Here is an 18061-nt window from a genome sequence, read left to right as displayed (position 1 = left end):
AGCGCAATATGGCAACAATAACACAGTTCTCTGATTATGAAGTTGATAGTTACACTACGATGATCGCGGCAGAGGATCCCGTAGATATTTATTTTCCCGTTTTACCTGATCCCGTTGAAGATAGTCTTGAATTTCCTATCGCTTTAATGCTTCAGGGGGCTTTTCTGGATAAGGCAGAATACTCAAATTACGCTTCTACAGTAGCGAGTTATGGATTTGTTGTCGTAGTTCCTAATAACGAACGAACAATAGTTGCTCCGACTGGGGACTCGTTATCTGGCTTGCTTGCCGAGCAGCAGCAAGTGAATGAGACTTTAACACAAATGCTATTAGAGGATACAGACAGTTCGTCTCCAGTTTTTGAGATTATTGATACAGATAAGATGGGACTGCTAGGGCACTCCTTTGGTGGCGCAGCTGGATTAAGTGCTATTCAAGAAGACATTTGCCTACTCGAATTTTGTTCTGAAGACGAAGACTATGTTCGACCGCCAGAATTAATGGCAGGCATCTTTTATGCGGCAAGCTTTAGAGACACTTTCACGGAAGAGGCTCTGCCAGTTAATAACGACGATATACCGACTGGCTTGATAGTCGGTGAGTTGGATGGTGTAGTTCCATCTATTCTTAGTGAAGAAAGCTACGACCTGATTCTTAATCCACCGAAAGCCTTAATTACTGTTGAGGGCGCTAACCATTACAGCATCACAAATGAGGATAATCCTTTACGTGAGCCAAGCCGCTCCACGTTAGATCAAGCCATTGCAACAGAGACAATTGCTCGTTGGAGTGCCTTATTTTTACGAGCACATTTATTTGAAGATGAGGCTGCATTTGAATATGTCTATAGCACAGGTGATTCTCTTGATCAAAACGTTACCGTTATTAGTCAGTTACCAGATGTGAATCCTGGTTCTATCAGTGTCATCGATTTTGAGATGGCTGATGACCTCGTATTAACGGCTGGCACTATTATCACTGATCAATTTGAGGGGCTAGAGGTTTCAACACCGGATAATCCCTATGGAGCAATGATCTTCGACAGTGCTGAGCCCACAGGCGGCGATAACGACCTACTGGCACCCGAGTTGGGGAACGTGCTAATTATTTCCGAAGATGGGGATAGTAATGACCCCGATGACAATGCCAGAGGTGGCACTCTACGTTTTGAGTGGGATGAGCTAGTCAATGTTGCCAGTGTTGGCTTCCTAGATATAGAAGAGTCAGGCAGTTCTATTCAGTTATTTGACGAAAATAATCACTTAATTGAAGCTGTAGATATTCCAAGTTTAGCTGATAATAGTATACAAGAGATTATCTTGGGAGTGTCTGAGATTGCGCGGATGGACGTCACATTTGTTGGCAGTGGTGCGCTAACAGATATAGCATTGACAACAGATGTCGTCGTAAGTACGGTGTAAGAGTTATTTATGTTGGTCAAGACCTCTTAACCAGCGTAAATAATCGTAATTTTCAAGAAATTGCCAAGGGTCTGTATTCTGTCCAAACAGATACAGACCTTTTTTTATAGATTTACCGACAATATTATTATTTTGTCTGGAAATGTTAACTCTGATGGTGAATAGGGTTAGAAAATTCTGATGCATTAAGAAGTTTGCTCGTCATATTGGCTTTGTAGCTGAATGCCCTCGTGGGAGATGAACTGCCTTAACCAATATGACCAAGGCTATAAATCTATATCTAGAAGGACCATAGGATAATTTGTTAGATGCGAGATGATTTTAATATTTTTCAACCTAGCTCGATTAATTTGAGCTTTTAGAAAGATAAAGTATTGCAATCAGTCATTTTCTCTGTTAATAATGAGAGTATTATCAACACTGATATATTCGCCTCTGAAGAGCGATAAAAATATTCACCAAATACTGGAGAAGTCAAAGGGTACGCTGTTTCAATTTGGTTGATACAAAGCGAGATACTCAAGTTATGCAATTCTTTAGACTGTTTAGATTTTAGACCTTGTTAAGGTCAAATAGTCTCGGGATATTTGTTTGGGCTAGAAAATCCTGACCAGCTGTGGATTTAGGATCCAAGGGGCTTATAACTTCTGCCCTAACTGAAATTTCTCGGCATAAGCTCATACCTAGGTTTGGTTGCATAAGAGCATTTATCGTCTCAGCTAGGGGCATATTGAAAAGCTGAAAATACTTTTTGGGAAACTTTGAATTTTTTTCCTGATGTGACAGTGTCGGGATTTGACAAGTATTTCCCTTTAAAAGAGATTCAAGGATCATTAAAAGGAGTTATATCATGGTAATGGATGCAGTTGGAATCCGCTCCTTAGCATTATGTTTTCCAGATACAATTCGAACTAATGAATATTGGCAGGAAAAGTTGTCATCTGAGGCACCTCTAAGTGCACCAAAACGGGTTCGAATTAAACGCCCTCGTCAATTTACTCCTAGTGCAGATGGGCTTGATATCTGGTCACGTGCAGTTGCACCATATTTGCCCGATCCATTTCGAGGCAGTGTGGAGCGAAGAGTAATTGGAGCTAAAGAGTCGTCACGCTCCCTCGAGTATCGTGTGGCTCAAGATGCTTTGTCGGCGGCTGGCTTAGTTTCAGATGAGGTTGAATTACTAATAGTCACTTCTATTTTTTCAGAGTCTTTAGGCTTACAAGATGCCTCTGACTTGTCCCAACAGTTGGGGCTGAAAGCGCCAGCCTGGAACTTGGAAGCAACATGTTCCAGTGCTTTAGTAGCATTGCAGAATGCCAGTGCTTTAGTAAAGGCTAACGAGCACAGACATGTTTTAGTTGTAGTTTCACATGTTGGTTCAAATGTTAGAGCAGACGATGATACGCTTTCGTGGTCATTGGGTGACGGAGCAGGGGCATTTGTCGTTAGTTCGCTGAAACCACATCAGGGGATTTTGGGTACAAAGATGATACATACTGCAGAAACAAGAGGAGCCTATATTTACGAGCCTGCTATCAATGCACAAGACCAGCCACGTATTTGTCTGCGCACAGGTGAAAACGCCAGTTCTCTTGCTGAAACGGCTGTTAAATTTGTTCGAATATGTTGCGAGGGAGCGCTCACTGCTGCTGGGGTAACGCTTGAGCAAATAAAGTTTTTTTCATTTAATACACCCTCTGCTTGGTATGCAAACGTTTGTACTCAAGCACTAGAAATTGATTCCAATAACACTATAAATCTCTATCCCTACTATGCAAATATTGGTCCTGTTTCGCCGATTGCAAACCTGTATCACGGGATGCAAAATGCCAAGTTTCAAGAAGATGATTTAGTGCTTGTTTATACGACTGGCGCAGCATCAACAGCGGCAGCAATGGTTATACGATGGGGAGATGTAAAACTTGGAGCAACTCCAGCTCCTCCCCTAGATGAAGAACTTACACAGCACATCGCAACATCTTATTGTGAGGCTGCTCCTCAATCCTCGTTGTCTCAGGTGGGCTATATTTCCCGCTCAAAAATTTTAAACGCCAGACCTAATCAAAGTCGGCAAATCTTAGAAATAGCTTTGTTAGAATGGCTAGCGACCTATCTTCAACGCCCAATTTCTGACTTCAATGCTCAGGAATCAATGGCTGCGTATCTTGATTCTCTTATGGTGTTCACTCTAAGGACCCATATTGAGCAACATCTCCAGATCCAAATTCCCATTGAACAATTTTTTAATGATAGTAGCTTGACTCAGCTTATTGAATTTATTTTAAAGCAATTATTGTTGGTAGACCTGATTGAAACTGAATCTATTGCAGAGAACAAACTTAGTAGTGAAAAAACAGTATCCAGGAAAAAACTCCTTTTTTAAACAACTTTTTCGATCTAAATCTTATTTGTGTTTGTCATTGGGTGAAGCTTTATCTGTTGGAGTATTCGGCTCCTTGCTTCCATCACAAAGTGCTAGCGCGGAGGTCATCAATCCATGCGAGTGTTTTTAAGATGAAGGCTCTAGCAAGTGCGGCTAAGCATAAACTCAGCATCTGTCTCTTGATTGCCTCATTCGTCTGGAGTGTCTGGTTTATCCTTTTAGGACCGACTTCTATTATTAATATTTTGCAGGCTTATTGGCCGATAACATTGACGATGCTGTTTGGCTCGATGGTGGCAGGCGGTACTAGCATGGGTGGCGGAGCCGTTGCATTCCCTGTCCTGACAAAACTCTTGGAGGTACCACCCCACGAGGCTAAGATATTTGCCCTCGCCATTCAAAGTGTGGGCATGACCGCTGCCACGCTTACCATCATCGCCATGAAAACTAAGATAGACTGGCGACTCATTTGGTGGGCCAGCAACGGTGGCTTGATAGGTATCGTAATTGGCACGCTGTTGCTGGAACCTCGGCTGCCTCCTGATTTTATTAGGTTGTCATTCACTATGATGACAAGCAGTTTTGGATTGGTGATGGTATTTATTCAACTACGTAATAGTGAACGGTGTATTCTGCATCCTTTTTGGGGACATCAAGAACGGGCTATTTGGTGGACGACGGGCTTTGTCGGCGGGATCATTAGTGGGCTGGTGGGTTCGGGAATTGATATTTTTGCCTTTTCGGTGATGGTGCTGCTGTTTCAAATGTGCGAGAGTATTAGCACGCCGACTTCAGTTGCCTTGATGGCAATTAATGCGATCGCAGGGTTTGTTCTGCACGGCCTATTCCTTAACGACTTTGGTTTCCCTGTTCGAGAATATTGGCTGGCCTCGGTGCCTATTGTTGTTGTGGGGGCTCCTATCGGCGCGGTTTTGTGCAGTTATGCCCAACGTCATCACATTGCGATCGTTCTACTGGGATTGATTTTTACTGAATTAGTCAGCTCTCTTTTGCTCATTCCACTTACTTGGAATAGTCTTTTGGCTTCCATCTGTGTTCTGACTGGCTTTCTTTGCTTTTATATCTGGATTGCTCACGCACAAGTCAAATAAAGCTTTTCTATTATATCCAAGTAGGCTCAGTCCAGACAAATTTTCCGTTAATTTTAAGAAAAAGTTTTGAATTAACTTAAAGGCTCTCAAATGAGACTACCTAGGGTATTTTCAATCTCCAGAATACCTGAAGGGCTTAAGAAAATACCGCTTGGAGCTGTTTTGCAGACCCTTATTATTTACGCTTCATAACAAACCTTACATTCGAGAGCTTGTGTTTGCAAAATATTGCAACCGCAGCATAGCCTCTCCAGAAAATGTTGGAACAACTATGAGAAAGGTACTCATATGATTCCAGGGGGACACCTTAGAGTTCAGCTAATAATTCGTTTCCAAGTCAACGAAGGATAATACTGTTTATGAATAGCGATTCATTGAATCTAATTGACAATGACTCAGGCTATGTGGTCACTAATTTAGTGTCCAATAATCCCGATAACAATCCACAACTACTAGATCCTTATGTCAGTTTAGGTTGGGGAATTGCCATTCGACCTGCAGGATTGGGTGGTCACTTCTGGATCAACAATTCCGGTACCGGTACCGTGACCGAATATGTTGGTGATGTTGGCGGTGTTCCTATATATCAGGATAGTCTTAAAGTAGTAGAGGTTTCTCCCACACCACTTAATCCCTTTGAGCTGTCTGGACCAACGGGACAAGTATTTAATGGATCTGGTGATTTTATCATCACCCAGGAGCATCCCAATGGTGATATCACTGCTCCCAGCAAATTTATCTTTGTATCTAGCGATGGCGGTATTTCTGCCTGGACCGAGCGCCGCAATGATGATGGCACTGTTGATCGCCCCCTAGTGTCTGAAGTGGTGGTGGATAAACTGGGACAATCCATCTATTACGGGTCGGCGATTACCAACTTTGAAAGCGATAATCGTCTGTATGTGGTCGATTTTGGTCCTACACCAGGGATTGAAGTTTATGACGCTAACTTTTCTGAGATTACGGACAATTTTGAGTTTATTAATCCCTTTATTGATGAAGGGTATGCCCCCTACAACATTCAGAACGTTAACGACTCTCTATTGGTTGCCTACGCGATTCCATCGCCGGTTATTCCAGGGGATGAAATCATTGAACCTGGCCTGGGCAGAGTAGCCGAATTTGATTTAGACGGTAACCTGATCGCCATTTGGGATGATGAAGGGCTTTTAAATGCGCCCTGGGGATTTGTCGCAGCCCCCGACAATTTTGGCGAATACAGCAACATGCTGCTGGTGTCTAATTTTGGGGATGGCACTATCGTGGCTTTTGATCCTACGACGCAAGAAGCCGTTGATTATTTACGGGATGGCAACGGTGACCCCATCGTTATTGACGGTCTTTGGGGCTTAGTCTTTGGTAATGGAGGCAGCCTTGGTGAAACCAATGATCTCTACTTTGCTGCCGGTAATGATATCGGCAACAATCCAGGAGATGGCGTTTTTGGTAAGGTTGAAGTTGCCACCGATGTGGATGTCCCGGCACCAGGGGGGGATCAAACCTTTACGGGGACTGCCGATGACGATCTGCTGGTGATTGATGGAGATAACAACACCTTCTCTCTAGGGGCAGGCAATGATACTCTGACAGCTCGTGGCCTTAATCAAACGGTAACTGCTGGCGACGGTGACGATATTGTGAGTATCGGTAGTGGCACCGTTGATTTGGGTGGCGGTGACAACTTTGTGACCGCCAGTGACGGATCGACTACTGTCACCGCTGATGCAGGTAATGACACGGTTAATTTAGTCAAGGGTGACCTGACGGCTAATGTCGGTGAGGGCGATAACCATATCACCTCCGGTGCTGGAGATGATATGGTCACAGCAGGCAGTGGTGATGATATTGTCCATGCGGGTGCAGGCAATAATACCCTCGACCTGGGTGGGGGGAACAACACGGTTAATACCATTGTTAACCAGGGCAATTTCCTAGTATCCATTGGTCAAACCACTGTTACCACTGGCAGCGGTAGCGATACCTTTAGACTGGGTGCTGGTGAGGGCATTGTCACGATTACAAACTATGATGCTAGCGATCGTTTTGAGCTAGTCGGCTTAAAGTCAGATTTTTCCGGGATTCTTGGCTTTAGTGACTTGGCTATTATTCAGGAGGGTGCAGACACTGTTATCACCCTGGCTGGTACAGACGATGTGTTGGCCATTTTGCAAAATGTGTCAGCCGACGCCATCAATAGCGGTGATTTTGAACTGGGTCAGACGCTGGTAGGTGGGGATGCTGACGACACCCTTGACGCTGGCGGTGGGGATGACACCGTAGCGGGTGAATCAGGTAACGATATCATCACAGGCGGCGGCGGTGATGATGTGCTGCGGGGAGATCGCAACTCCCGCGATGCTCAAACAGGTGAACCTGGCGGTAACGATATTATCTTTGGTGGCGACGGCAATGACCGCATCGGTGGCAAATCTGGTAACGATATCCTCAGCGGTGATGCCGGCGATGACTACATTTGGGGTGATGCCGGTGATGACATCCTAATGGGTGTCACTGGCAACGATATCCTCGTAGGCGATAACGACTCTGGCGGTAGCGGCAGCGACTTGTTTGTCTTTGGCAATGGCGATGGCACCGATACCATTCTTGATTTTGAGGTGGGCGTTGACCGCATCGGCCTGATGGAGGGTGAGCTGGTGTTTGCTGACCTTAGCCTGACTCAGGATGGTGACAATACTCTGCTGGGCGTCACCAGTACTGGTGAAACGCTGGCAGTGCTGCAGAATGTTCAAGCTTCTGCCCTTGGGGCGAACAGTTTTGAGATTGTGCCTGATATTTCCGACCCTAGCGGTGGGTTGAGCTTAGCAGTTTAGATTAGAGAAAGGCTGGAAAAAGGGGACAGGGAGACGCGGGGATGCAGAGATCTATCTGAAGCTGCGTCCCCATGTCCCCCTGTCCCCGCGTCCATCTCAAGCCCTGTCCATCTCAAGCCCTGTCCATCTCAAGCCTTATCCATCTGTAGTCGCTCCTGATGGAGCAGACACTGCTGGCTATTGACAATTAATTTCAATAACGTAAAAATATTCATGTATATAATATTCCAGCTATAAGGCGTGATTGCTTCGGTGAGATCGCACCTAGCGAAGCATCAGTTATTATGTCAAGTCAAGTCTTTCTTTCCGATCACGATCTTGAAGAAATGCTGGCGGAGCTGCAGCAAGAGGCTGAGCAGCCAGATATCGGTAAACATTATCAAGCAAACGATAGTGAGATTGTATGGACCCTCAATAAACCCTTTGGTAAATGGTTTAACCATTCATTTCATCTAAGGGATTATCTTACTCTAACCTTAACCGAATGGACCTTCCAAGAGAATTTTAACTTCACAATGAAGAGCCAGACAGAGCCGTTATTTGGCTTCTCATTTTGTATGTCTGGCGGGTTTAGCGTAAAGCCATTTGGTAGAGCTAAAGAATTTGTAGCCCATGCTCGTGATACCCATATTGCCTTTTTTCAAGGCGATATGCAGACTACGTCTGAAGTGGATTCTGGTCAAACAGTTTCCCTCGTTCAAATAGGGGTAAAGCCCGAGCTTATTAATACCCTATCGACAGAAGTATCGGACCCATCGCAATCGGTTTTGCACCAGACCTTTTCCAACTATCAGACTGGAAAGTCGTGGTTAACGATAACGATGACTCCAGCAATGTCCATTGCTCTCCAACAAATTCTTCAGTGTCCCTATCAAGGAATAACAAAACAACTCTATCTGGAAAGTAAAGCGTTGGAGCTGATTACCCTGCAACTACATCAGCTTACTGAAGACCGATCGACCGCATCCACATCGCTTAAGTTGGACGATATCGACCGCATACATCTGGCTCGGGATATCCTGATTCGTAATCTAAACGAGCCACCTTCCCTATTGCTCTTAGCAAAGCAAGCGGGCATCAATAGTTTTAAGCTCAAGCAGGGATTTCGTGAGATTTTTAATACGACCGTATTTGGATACCTACATGCCTATCGGATGGAAGAAGCACGGCGGTTGTTACAGTTGGGCAAGTTGAATGTGACTCAAGTTGCTCAAACTGTTGGCTATGATCATCCAGGCAAATTTGCAGCTGCTTTTAAGAAAAAGTTTGGTATTAGCCCAAAGATGCTTAAGTCTTGCTAGTCAGTAGAGTGACGCGAGGACGAGAGGGTAGAGTGACGCGAAAACGCGGGCAAAGGGAGACGCGGGAATCCCTGATTGATCAAGCTCTCCGTGTCTGCGGGGCTCCCCCTTTCCGTGCCCTAACAATACCGGAAGGGCTTAAAAAAATACCGCTTGGAGCTGTTCTGTAGGCCATTATTGCATAAATTTCTCAACAAGCCCTGGTGTGTGTGAGGAATAGTATAGTGCGAAAATTTATGTTCAACGAACTTAGGGTATTTGGCATAGCTGCGTTTACCCTGTTAGCAACAATGCCTCCGACTATGGCAGAAGAAACGCTGCGCATTATTGTAACGGCCGAAAGAACGCCTGAAGATGTTCAAGATGTGCCCATTAGCATCACGGCTATTACTGAGCAGGAAGTTGAAGATGCGGATATTACATCGTTAGAAGACATTGCTCGCAATACTCCTAACTTTACATTCTTCTCCAGCGGTGATCGCTCCTTTGGGCTTTACAGCATTCGAGGGCTGTCCAATAGCACTGCGATTTCAAATCGAGATCCGGTTGATTTTTATGTGGATGGCGTTCCCTATAATTTTGCGTCTTTTATAGATTTTGATCTACCAGATTTGGAGCGTGTGGAGGTACTGCGGGGTCCCCAGAGTGTTCTATATGGCAGAAACTCCCTAGCGGGGGTGGTCAACTTGATTACCCGCAAACCCACCGATACCTTTGAGTTTAGCGGGGTGGCTAGCTACGGTAACTATAATGACCTGGATTTAAGGGCCAGTGTCAGTGGCCCCATCATTGATGATGACCTGTTCTTTCGTCTTTCTGGCAACTATGGTTCACGGGACGGCTATCTCCGCAACACATTATTGGATGATGGGGTTAATGAACAATCTGGCGGTAATGGTCGAGGACAGTTGTTATGGACTCCATCAGATAATCTAGAGATTGCATTAAATACTTCATTTAATAACTACCAAGATGGAGCAAATGCCTATGTAATTCTCAATACTGATGATCCATTTGAAACTGAGCAAGATATTGATGGCTTTACCGATCTGGTCTCCAATGACCAGTCGTTACGCGTTGCCTATACCCATCCTGACTTTCGTTTCACCTCCATTACCAACCGTCGCTTTTCTAAAAATGATGTTGAATTTGATGGAGACTATACAGCCGCAGATGCTTTTGTGGTGACCATAGAAGAACTAACCAACACCATATTTAGTCAAGAATTACGGCTTCAGTCTCCTGAAACTGCAGAACGATTTGAGTGGATCCTGGGGGGATATTATGAATCAAATCACACTGACTCAATTAATAATGGTCTGATCAATGGTGATGATATCGCGACGATATTTGGCCCCACATTTCCTCTCCCTCCTGGCAGTATCAATGTAGCCAACGCTGAGGTCAATAGCGACACATTTGCTATTTTTGGTCAGATGAGCTATCGCCCCATTGATGCCCTTACCCTCACCACGGGCCTCCGCTATGAGTCAACTAATAGCACCCTGGAAAGGTTCGATCGATCGATTGCGATTCCTGGTCTGCCAGATATGCCTTTTATCTCTCTAGATGAGATTGAACAAAATGGGGATGAATTATTACCTCGCTTTGCAGTTGAGTATCGTTTCTCTCCGGACCTGATGGCCTACGGCAGTATTACCCGAGGCTATCGCCCTTCGGGTGTCAATTTAGGTCCCGGTGGTGAGGATTCTGCCACCTTTGATGCGGAGCGTTCCTGGAACTATGAAGTGGGTTTGAAATCCTCCTGGCTAGATGATCGTCTAGCGGTTAATCTTGCCCTGTTTCATACTCCGGTGGATGATTTTCAGATACTACAGTTTGATCTAATCGGCAACTCGTTTACTGACAATGCCGATGTGAGCATTACGGGCTTTGAGCTAGAGGCTAGGGCTACCCCTGTACCAGGGTTTGATATTATTGCTGGTCTGGGTTTGACCGATGCTGAATTTACTAACTTTACCAATCCCTTTACGGGAGACGATGCGGAGGGAAATAATCTTCAGTTTTCTCCTGATGTTACCTATAATCTTGCCCTCCAGTATCGCAGCCCCCAGGGACTGTTTGGGCGGTTAGAGCTTCAGGGATTGGGGACTACGTTTTTTGATGATGCCAATACCATAAAGCAAGAGCCCTACGCCATTTTCAATGCTCGTCTGGGATATGAGTTTGACAATACTGGCATCTATCTCTTTGGCAATAATATCTTTGATCAAGAGTATATCAATCAGGCCTTTGCCTTTCCTCCTTTCGGTACGTTGGCATCCTATGGAATGCCAGCAAATTATGGGGTACAGGTGAGGACGCAATTTTGAGTGGTGGTCGAGAATAAGGGGTGAGGGGGAAGCGGAGACAGGAAGATACGGAAAGAGGGGGAGGGTTTAACAAGTCGCGTCTCCGTCAATCATTTCCTTTGGTTGGATATGCTCATCTCGGTAAATTTGCCGCTACCTTTAAGAAAAAGTTTAGCATTAACCCAAAGGCCCTAAAATCAACCTCATTAGAAGATTTAGAAGTCTGAAAATACCAGAGGGGCCTTAAAGAATACTGCTTGGAGCTGTTTTACGAACCATTATTATCTAAATTTTTGAATAAGCCTTGTGTCTAAGGGAGGGATAAAAAATAATTTAGTACGAAAATTCATATCCAATCAAAAGACTAACCGTAACTTTCACCATTCTTTCCGGTAATTTATTACTGGTATTCTTATGAAAAATCGCCCTTTTACTAAACCGCCAACGGGACTCTGGAGCATCGTGGCTCCGGTTAAGGGCAAGATTGCGATCGCAATCATCCTTGCAGCTCTGAGTTCTCTCACCAGTCTTGGAGCTCTGCTTGCTTTTCCGCCCATTGCTGCCAACCTGCTTTCTGATTCCCCCCAGCCTGATTTGATTTGGCGCTGGCTGGCCGTTGCCATAGGACTAGTAATTGTTGCCTTTACCTCGCGCGTTCTGGCATTTAATATTTCTCATATGGCGGCCTTCAAGCTGGAGGTAATTCTGCGCACTGCACTGACAGAACATCTGGCTCGAGTTCCCCTGGGCTATGTGATTACGATGGGTTCAGGAGCAGTGAAGAAACTGGTGCAGGATGATGTTAAGGCGCTACATGCGTTTGTCGCCGATAGTACTCCCCTGATCGGCCAGGCCTATACGATTCCGCTGCTAACCCTGGTGACCTTATTTGTTGCCGACTGGCGTTTGGGGTTAATTACCCTGGGGGTGTTGCCTGTAGGTATGATTTTTATTCGTTTGGCCTTAAAAGACTATGCCCACCAGCGAGATGCCTATAATCGTGCCAATGAGGCCATTAACGGCGTGATCATTGAGTTTGTACAAGGGATGCAGGTGGTACGTACCTTCGATGATGGCAGTAGTTCCTTTGCTCGCTTTCAACAGGCCCTGGATGATTTTACCCGTAATCTGCGGGCTTGGAATCGAAAAACAAGGACTTCTGGTAGCTTAGGCTCACTGTTGTTTGAGCCGTTGCCAACATTACTCATCGTTCTAGCAGCGGGCACAGGATTTATGGCGCAGGGCACGCTAACATTTCCACGACTGTTGGTATTTTTGTTGTTAGCACCGCGACTATGTGGAGGCTTTAAACCTATACTTACCCTGTCTTCTTTTATCAATCAGTCTAATGCCGGGGCCTTACGCATCGGCTCAGTACTGGCGGAACCCATACTTCCCCAGCCGAGCCAGCCGCAACAACCTCAGAATGCTTCGATCGTCCTAGACAATGTTACATTTACTTACTATGGTGATCGCTCTGCCTTACAAAATGTGTCGTTAACCATTCCCGCTGGTACTGTCACTGCTTTAGTAGGCCCTTCTGGCGCAGGCAAAACGACCCTGGCTCGGTTAATTCCCCGATTTTGGGATGTGACCACCGGTTCGATGCAAATCGGCGGTGTTGATGTTCGCCAGATAACGTCTGATACGCTGATGTCCTGGGTGTCATTCGTATTTCAAGATACGTTTTTGCTCCATGACACGATCTACAACAATATTAAATTGGGCAAATCTGATGCCACCCAAACTGAGGTAGAAACAGCTGCTTGTGCAGCCCAGGCCCATGATTTTATTCTCTCATTGCCCCAGGGATATGACACCGTTGTTGGCGAACGGGGTGCACGACTGTCCGGTGGTCAACGCCAGCGTATCACCATTGCCCGCGCTATCTTGCAAGATACTCCCATTGTTGTGTTAGACGAGGCCACTGCCTTTGCCGATCCTGAAAATGAGGCCTTAATTCAACAGGCCATTGCCGCCCTCACCCAAGGTAAAACCTTAATTGTTGTAGCCCATCGTTTGGCCACTATCATGGGAGCCGATCAAATTGTCGTTCTAGATCGGGGACAATTAGTAGAATTGGGGCAACACGACCAGTTAGTGACTGCTAATGGCCTATACGCCAGACTTTGGTCACACCATCAAACCGCTCAAAATTGGCAAGTAAGAGGTCAATCATGGACACCCTCACTCTCAAAATCATCTTCTTAGTTTGCTTCGTATTAACGGGAATTATCCGCAAACCCTATCAGCGAGAGGTTAAGGATAATAACATCATCGACAATCGTAAAACACCTCTAGAGAATAGCTTGTTAGCATTTGTTCTTGTGGGGATGTTTGTTTTACCTCTGATTTATATAGTTACGCCATTGTTTGATTTTGCTAATTATTCGCTACCGATTTGGGCAAATAGTTTAGGGATTGTGATGTTTGCGATCTCACTCTACCTATTTTGGCGTTCTCACCATGATCTCGGCAAAAACTGGTCACCTACATTACAAGTCCGAGAAGACCATAGCTTGATTACCAACGGTATTTATCAAAGCATTCGCCATCCGATGTATACATCTATTTGGCTATGGGCGATTGCTCAAGCGTTGTTATTAACCAATTGGATTGCTGGTCTCTCAGGCATCATTGCTTTTGGTACGCTGTACATTCTCAGAATAGGCAATGAGGAGGCAATGATGCTAGAACAATTTGGTGAGCAATATCGAGAATATCGACAGAGGACGAAGCGGTTAGTACCGTTTCTTTTTTAACTGCCAAAAACATGTTCAAAACCTACTCCCACATGATGACCGTTGCCGGTCCTTACAAACCGCAACTACAAAAGACTCTCTGTTTATCTGCCATTGCATCTGTCATTCAAGGTATTATTTTCGCCTTGTTCTTTCCGTTGCTCTCAGCATTGATAGCCCAACCTATCAATACTCAGCGTGTATGGACGCTACTGGTGATTTTGGGGCTACTTATCCTTATTGAGGGATACATTCGGTGGCAAGAGCTGCATTTTGGTTGGATTACCTCTAGTGAGGTGGCTCATGACACTCGTTTGCGCTTGGCAAAACAGCTACGGCAGATGCCTTTGCAGGAACTAAATCGGCGGCGAGCAGGGGATCTCAATGTGGTGATGAGTGGCAATGTCAGCGAATGTGTAATCTGGATCGGTAGTCTAAGTACCCTGGTGATTCAGACCCTGGTGACGCCGTTGGTAGTGGTGGTGGTGACGCTGTTTGTGGACTGGCGGCTGGCACTGACATTATTGGTGAGTTTTCCTCTGGCAATACCTATTTATCGCTACATGCGAACTCTGAGAAAGAGAAGTTTAAAAGCTGTTTCAGCGGCGAATGCAGATACCGCTTCCCGGGTAGTGGAATATGCTCAGGGGTTGCCAGTACTCCGGGCGACAAAACAGGTGGGAGTGAGATCACAACATTTACAAACGGCCCTTAAGCGTCAGCGACAGGTACAGGCACAGGGACAACGGTTGGCTAATTTACCCTCAATGGCCATTGCAACGTTGGTGGAAGTGGGGCTGATGGTTGTTATTGGTTTGGGTGCTCTGTTTATTTTGCAAGGCAGTCTGTCTGTAGCAGCTTTGTTTGCCCTGGTGGTAATTACCATGAGATTTAGCGAACCCCTATCGCTGCTCATCGTCTTTGCGGGTGTGTTTGACCTGATGGAAATTGCCCTGGAGCGAATTGAGACGGTGATGGCGATTCCGTCTTTGCCGGTGCAGGAGCCTCTAGCCCAGCTGGCTTGTTTTGATATTGAATTTGATCAGGTATATTTTCGCTATGCTGAGCACACTGAATGGACTCTGCGAGATGTGTCGTTTCAACTGCCGATGCGATCGCTAACGGCTTTGGTGGGTCCCTCTGGCAGTGGTAAAACTACAATTACGCGCCTGATTAGTCGTTTTGCCGATGTTCAAAATGGCTCTATTCGCATTGGCGGTGTTGATGTACAACAGGTACAACCGGCTGAGTTAATGCGGTGTATCTCGGTGGTGTTCCAGGATGTGTATTTGTTTGACGATACGATTCTTAACAACATTCGTATGGCTAAACCAAATGCCACCAATGCTGAGGTAGAGGCAGCGGCCCGTGCGGCTAACTGTCATGCGTTTATTACTCGATTAGCCCATGGGTATGAAACTCGCATTGGTGAAATTGGCGGTGCCCTATCAGGGGGCGAACGTCAGCGTATCTCTATTGCCCGCGCGATTCTTAAGGATGCGCCCATTGTTGTGTTGGATGAGCCTACCTCAGCATTGGATACGGAAAGTGAAGTGGCGGTTCAGACTGCCATCAATCGACTAGTGGAGAATAAAACAGTCATTGTGATTGCCCATCGACTTTCAACGGTGGTTGGGGCAGATTTAATTCTTGTTTTGGCAGATGGCCAGGTGGTTGAACAAGGTACCCATCGGGAATTGTTAGAGCAGCAGGAGCGATATGCAACGATGTGGACTGTGCAGCAGCAATCCCTGGGGTGGCGAATTATGGCTTGAGGTAGGTATGGGAGGTGAACTCTACAAGAATACCTATCTAGCGAATGTTTGAATACCTCTTAAGAAACACACTTGTCAGTCATGGGCTTAGGTTAAGCATAGGCCTGCGACTTTCATCACATCGGGGTTCTCTCTAAAATGAGCATCGTACACTATCACCTAGAGAAACCGCCGCGATTGGGCAGCTGCACAGCATTAAATCCCGGATATACCGCATTCTACAGCTGGGGTACTTTAAAGTTCGTCATCTCTTTTTTTGTTTGGTCGTGAACCAAAGAAGTGTGGGAAACGTCCTGTAAAGGGATGCTATCTACCCGAAACCAATGGATTGCCCCTATTGCGACTATCCGAAGACTCACAAACACGGTAAAACCAGCAAAGGAACTCAACGCTACAAATGCGCCCACTGTACGCGTACCTTCGTCGAAACCTTTGATACTTTCTACTATTGGCGTCAGGTCAGTGCCGATGAAGTGGAGAGCATCCTTCAATCGCAAGCAGAAGGGAGCAGTTTACGGGGCATTAGTCGAATCAATAAACGCGCCTACAATACCGTCGTGAGTATCGTCCATGCGGCGGCTTACCGAGCTCAGTTGGTTCATAACGAAGAAGTTAAGGAGATTGAGACAGAGCAAGTGATTGCCGATGAGATGTGGTCATTTGTAAAAAAAACAGAAACGATGCGGGCCTGAGGATATCAATCTGGGAGACTGCTGGATAGGGGTAAGTTTAGCCAAGCAAAGTGGACTCATCCTGACTGCCCGAGTGGGCAAGCACACGGATGCAGTCTTAGAAGAACTCATCACCTGCACCGAAGGCAAAACAGATTGTAAGGTCTGGTATACCAATGATTGCGCTGGCTATGGGCGAGTATTGCCGCCTGAGGTAGTCCATGTGGTTGGCAAAGAGAACACCCAACGGTTAGAACGAACCAATGGTATCATTCGCCAACAGACCGGTCGTTGGCATCGACGACAGAATAAGTTTGCGAAAGTCTGGCAGACGACCGAGAGTATTACTCGACTGGTCGTGACCTATTTCAACTGGATATGGCAGCACAGTCGCACAGGTGATACGGCTGCTCAGAGAGCAGAGATAACCACGAAACCTTGGTCCTGGAATGACATTGCTGCCTATCCCACTTTTTTCTGAGGCACGACCCGCTAACGCACTCATGCGAGGCACGACCTCAATCGACACACTCCTTTACTTTAGAGACTTTCGTCCTATTATGTCTAGAATGAAATAGCCCTGCACTGCTGGTATTGATATGGCGCTTGCCATTGTTGAGCAAAATTATGGCCACAGTGTAGCAACTCAAGTAGCACAAGATTTAGTTGTGTTTTTGCATCGACCGGGTGGGCAGTCACAGTTTAGCGTGGCATCTAGACGCCAAGATATTCGAGATGCCTCCATACGTGAACTGCAACTATGGATGGTCGAGCACCCTGAGGCAGACCTTTCGGTGGCAGCTTTAGCACGTCATGTTCGTATGAACGAAAGAAATTTTTCGCGTGTGTTTATGGCTGAAGTAGGAACCAGCCCTGGAAAATATGTGCAACAGCTTCGGGTTGAAATCGCCCGTCAGTATTTAGAGCAAACCAAGAGGTCGATAGATGAGATCGCACACGCTTGCGGCTTTGGTAACGAGCTATCGATGCGACGCAGCTTTCAGAAAGTGTTAGGAATTAATCCAAGTGACTACCGTGCACGCTTTACCTCAAGTTAAGCCTTTGGTTCACAGCTTTGTGATTGAAGATTAGAATTCCAATAACACTATTTGCAGCTTTTCGACTCCCTTCAAACCTGCATTCCTTTCTAAACATGCCAGGGTTAACTGCTTCACTTCAAGAACAAAAAGGTCTCGCCATTCAAATATGAATGAAAATGGTTCTTGACAACATAAGGTACAGCATGAGAAAGCCATTCGTGCTCCTGTGGGTTGGCACTGGGAAAAGCATAGTTTTCTACTGTTGAACTTACAAAAAATGCTTCAACAATGCTTTGATAATTTGTTGGTAATGACTTAAAACTTGTGTAACCTTCGAAGAAATGCAAACAAAATGATGCTTCAATATCTCCTAGCGTTGACGCGATATCGTAGAGGTAAAAACCAAAACCACAGAGTGAAAAGTCTATTGGACGAACGTCTTCATCGTAGAAGACGTAATTACCTTGGTGTAAG

Annotated in this window: 11 protein-coding genes and 1 pseudogene; 11 read left to right on the top strand and 1 reads right to left on the bottom strand. The window is 45.6% G+C overall.

Annotation, left to right across the window (positions count from 1 at the left end):
* The first annotated feature begins 8 nt into the window (after positions 1 to 8).
* The 11 genes from DXZ20_RS09175 to DXZ20_RS09125 all read left to right on the top strand — a co-directional run bounded on the left by DXZ20_RS09175 (position 9) and on the right by DXZ20_RS09125 (position 17605).
* Positions 9 to 1421, top strand: coding sequence for an alpha/beta hydrolase family protein (locus tag DXZ20_RS09175; RefSeq protein ID WP_163697748.1), 1413 nt, complete (start codon positions 9 to 11; stop codon positions 1419 to 1421).
* 850 nt (positions 1422 to 2271) lie between these two features.
* Positions 2272 to 3804 (top strand): 3-oxoacyl-[acyl-carrier-protein] synthase III C-terminal domain-containing protein, encoded by a 1533-nt coding sequence (locus DXZ20_RS09170; RefSeq protein ID WP_163697745.1) that lies wholly within the window; start codon positions 2272 to 2274, stop codon positions 3802 to 3804.
* Between the two features lie 131 nt (positions 3805 to 3935).
* A complete protein-coding gene (locus DXZ20_RS09165) occupies positions 3936 to 4916 on the top strand; it encodes a sulfite exporter TauE/SafE family protein (RefSeq protein ID WP_163666358.1) in 981 nt (326 codons plus the stop codon).
* Between the two features lie 359 nt (positions 4917 to 5275).
* Positions 5276 to 7747 (top strand): TIGR03118 family protein, encoded by a 2472-nt coding sequence (locus tag DXZ20_RS09160; protein WP_163697743.1) that lies wholly within the window; start codon positions 5276 to 5278, stop codon positions 7745 to 7747.
* A 284-nt stretch (positions 7748 to 8031) separates the two neighbouring features.
* A complete protein-coding gene (locus DXZ20_RS09155) occupies positions 8032 to 9048 on the top strand; it encodes a helix-turn-helix transcriptional regulator (protein ID WP_163666362.1) in 1017 nt (338 codons plus the stop codon).
* Between the two features lie 236 nt (positions 9049 to 9284).
* Positions 9285 to 11381, top strand: coding sequence for a TonB-dependent receptor (locus DXZ20_RS09150; protein ID WP_163666364.1), 2097 nt, complete (start codon positions 9285 to 9287; stop codon positions 11379 to 11381).
* A gap of 393 nt (positions 11382 to 11774) precedes the next feature.
* The gene (locus DXZ20_RS09145; protein WP_163666366.1) at positions 11775 to 13571 is read left to right on the top strand and encodes an ABC transporter ATP-binding protein; all 1797 of its coding nucleotides are present in this window, start codon (positions 11775 to 11777) and stop codon (positions 13569 to 13571) included.
* Complete coding sequence (locus tag DXZ20_RS09140; RefSeq protein ID WP_250565034.1) at positions 13538 to 14122, top strand: protein-S-isoprenylcysteine O-methyltransferase; 585 nt, start codon at positions 13538 to 13540, stop codon at positions 14120 to 14122. The genes DXZ20_RS09145 and DXZ20_RS09140 overlap by 34 nt, the downstream gene beginning before the upstream one ends.
* Before the next feature lie 11 nt (positions 14123 to 14133).
* Positions 14134 to 15876, top strand: coding sequence for an ABC transporter ATP-binding protein (locus DXZ20_RS09135; RefSeq protein ID WP_163666368.1), 1743 nt, complete (start codon positions 14134 to 14136; stop codon positions 15874 to 15876).
* Positions 15877 to 16199: 323 nt separating this feature from the next.
* A protein-coding gene (locus DXZ20_RS09130; protein ID WP_250565688.1) for an IS1 family transposase occupies positions 16200 to 17028 on the top strand; the annotation gives its coding sequence in 2 pieces (ribosomal slippage) (positions 16200 to 16543 and positions 16542 to 17028; 831 coding nt in all).
* A 118-nt stretch (positions 17029 to 17146) separates the two neighbouring features.
* Complete coding sequence (locus DXZ20_RS09125; RefSeq protein WP_163697742.1) at positions 17147 to 17605, top strand: GlxA family transcriptional regulator; 459 nt, start codon at positions 17147 to 17149, stop codon at positions 17603 to 17605.
* Positions 17606 to 17718: 113 nt separating this feature from the next.
* On the opposite strand, the pseudogene DXZ20_RS37325 reads toward DXZ20_RS09125, so the two are convergent.
* Positions 17719 to 18061: pseudogene (locus DXZ20_RS37325) on the bottom strand (phosphotransferase); the annotation flags it as partial.

The organism is Adonisia turfae CCMR0081 (genome assembly GCF_011009555.1).
GTDB classification, from domain to species: Bacteria; Cyanobacteriota; Cyanobacteriia; order Phormidesmidales; family Phormidesmidaceae; genus Leptothoe; species Leptothoe turfae.
This window is presented reverse-complemented; position numbering and strand designations above follow the sequence as displayed.

Bases quoted from the DNA above. Each gene is read 5' to 3' on its own strand.
- DXZ20_RS09160 (WP_163697743.1), top strand. From the start codon at position 5,276: ATGAATAGCGATTCATTGAATCTAATTGACAATGACTCAGGCTATGTG.
- DXZ20_RS09135 (WP_163666368.1), top strand. From the start codon at position 14,134: ATGTTCAAAACCTACTCCCACATGATGACCGTTGCCGGTCCTTACAAA.
- DXZ20_RS09155 (WP_163666362.1), top strand. From the start codon at position 8,032: ATGTCAAGTCAAGTCTTTCTTTCCGATCACGATCTTGAAGAAATGCTG.
- DXZ20_RS09170 (WP_163697745.1), top strand. From the start codon at position 2,272: ATGGTAATGGATGCAGTTGGAATCCGCTCCTTAGCATTATGTTTTCCA.
- DXZ20_RS09150 (WP_163666364.1), top strand. From the start codon at position 9,285: ATGTTCAACGAACTTAGGGTATTTGGCATAGCTGCGTTTACCCTGTTA.
- DXZ20_RS09125 (WP_163697742.1), top strand. From the start codon at position 17,147: ATGGCGCTTGCCATTGTTGAGCAAAATTATGGCCACAGTGTAGCAACT.
- DXZ20_RS09140 (WP_250565034.1), top strand. From the start codon at position 13,538: ATGGACACCCTCACTCTCAAAATCATCTTCTTAGTTTGCTTCGTATTA.
- DXZ20_RS09175 (WP_163697748.1), top strand. From the start codon at position 9: ATGGCAACAATAACACAGTTCTCTGATTATGAAGTTGATAGTTACACT.
- DXZ20_RS09145 (WP_163666366.1), top strand. From the start codon at position 11,775: ATGAAAAATCGCCCTTTTACTAAACCGCCAACGGGACTCTGGAGCATC.
- DXZ20_RS09165 (WP_163666358.1), top strand. From the start codon at position 3,936: ATGAAGGCTCTAGCAAGTGCGGCTAAGCATAAACTCAGCATCTGTCTC.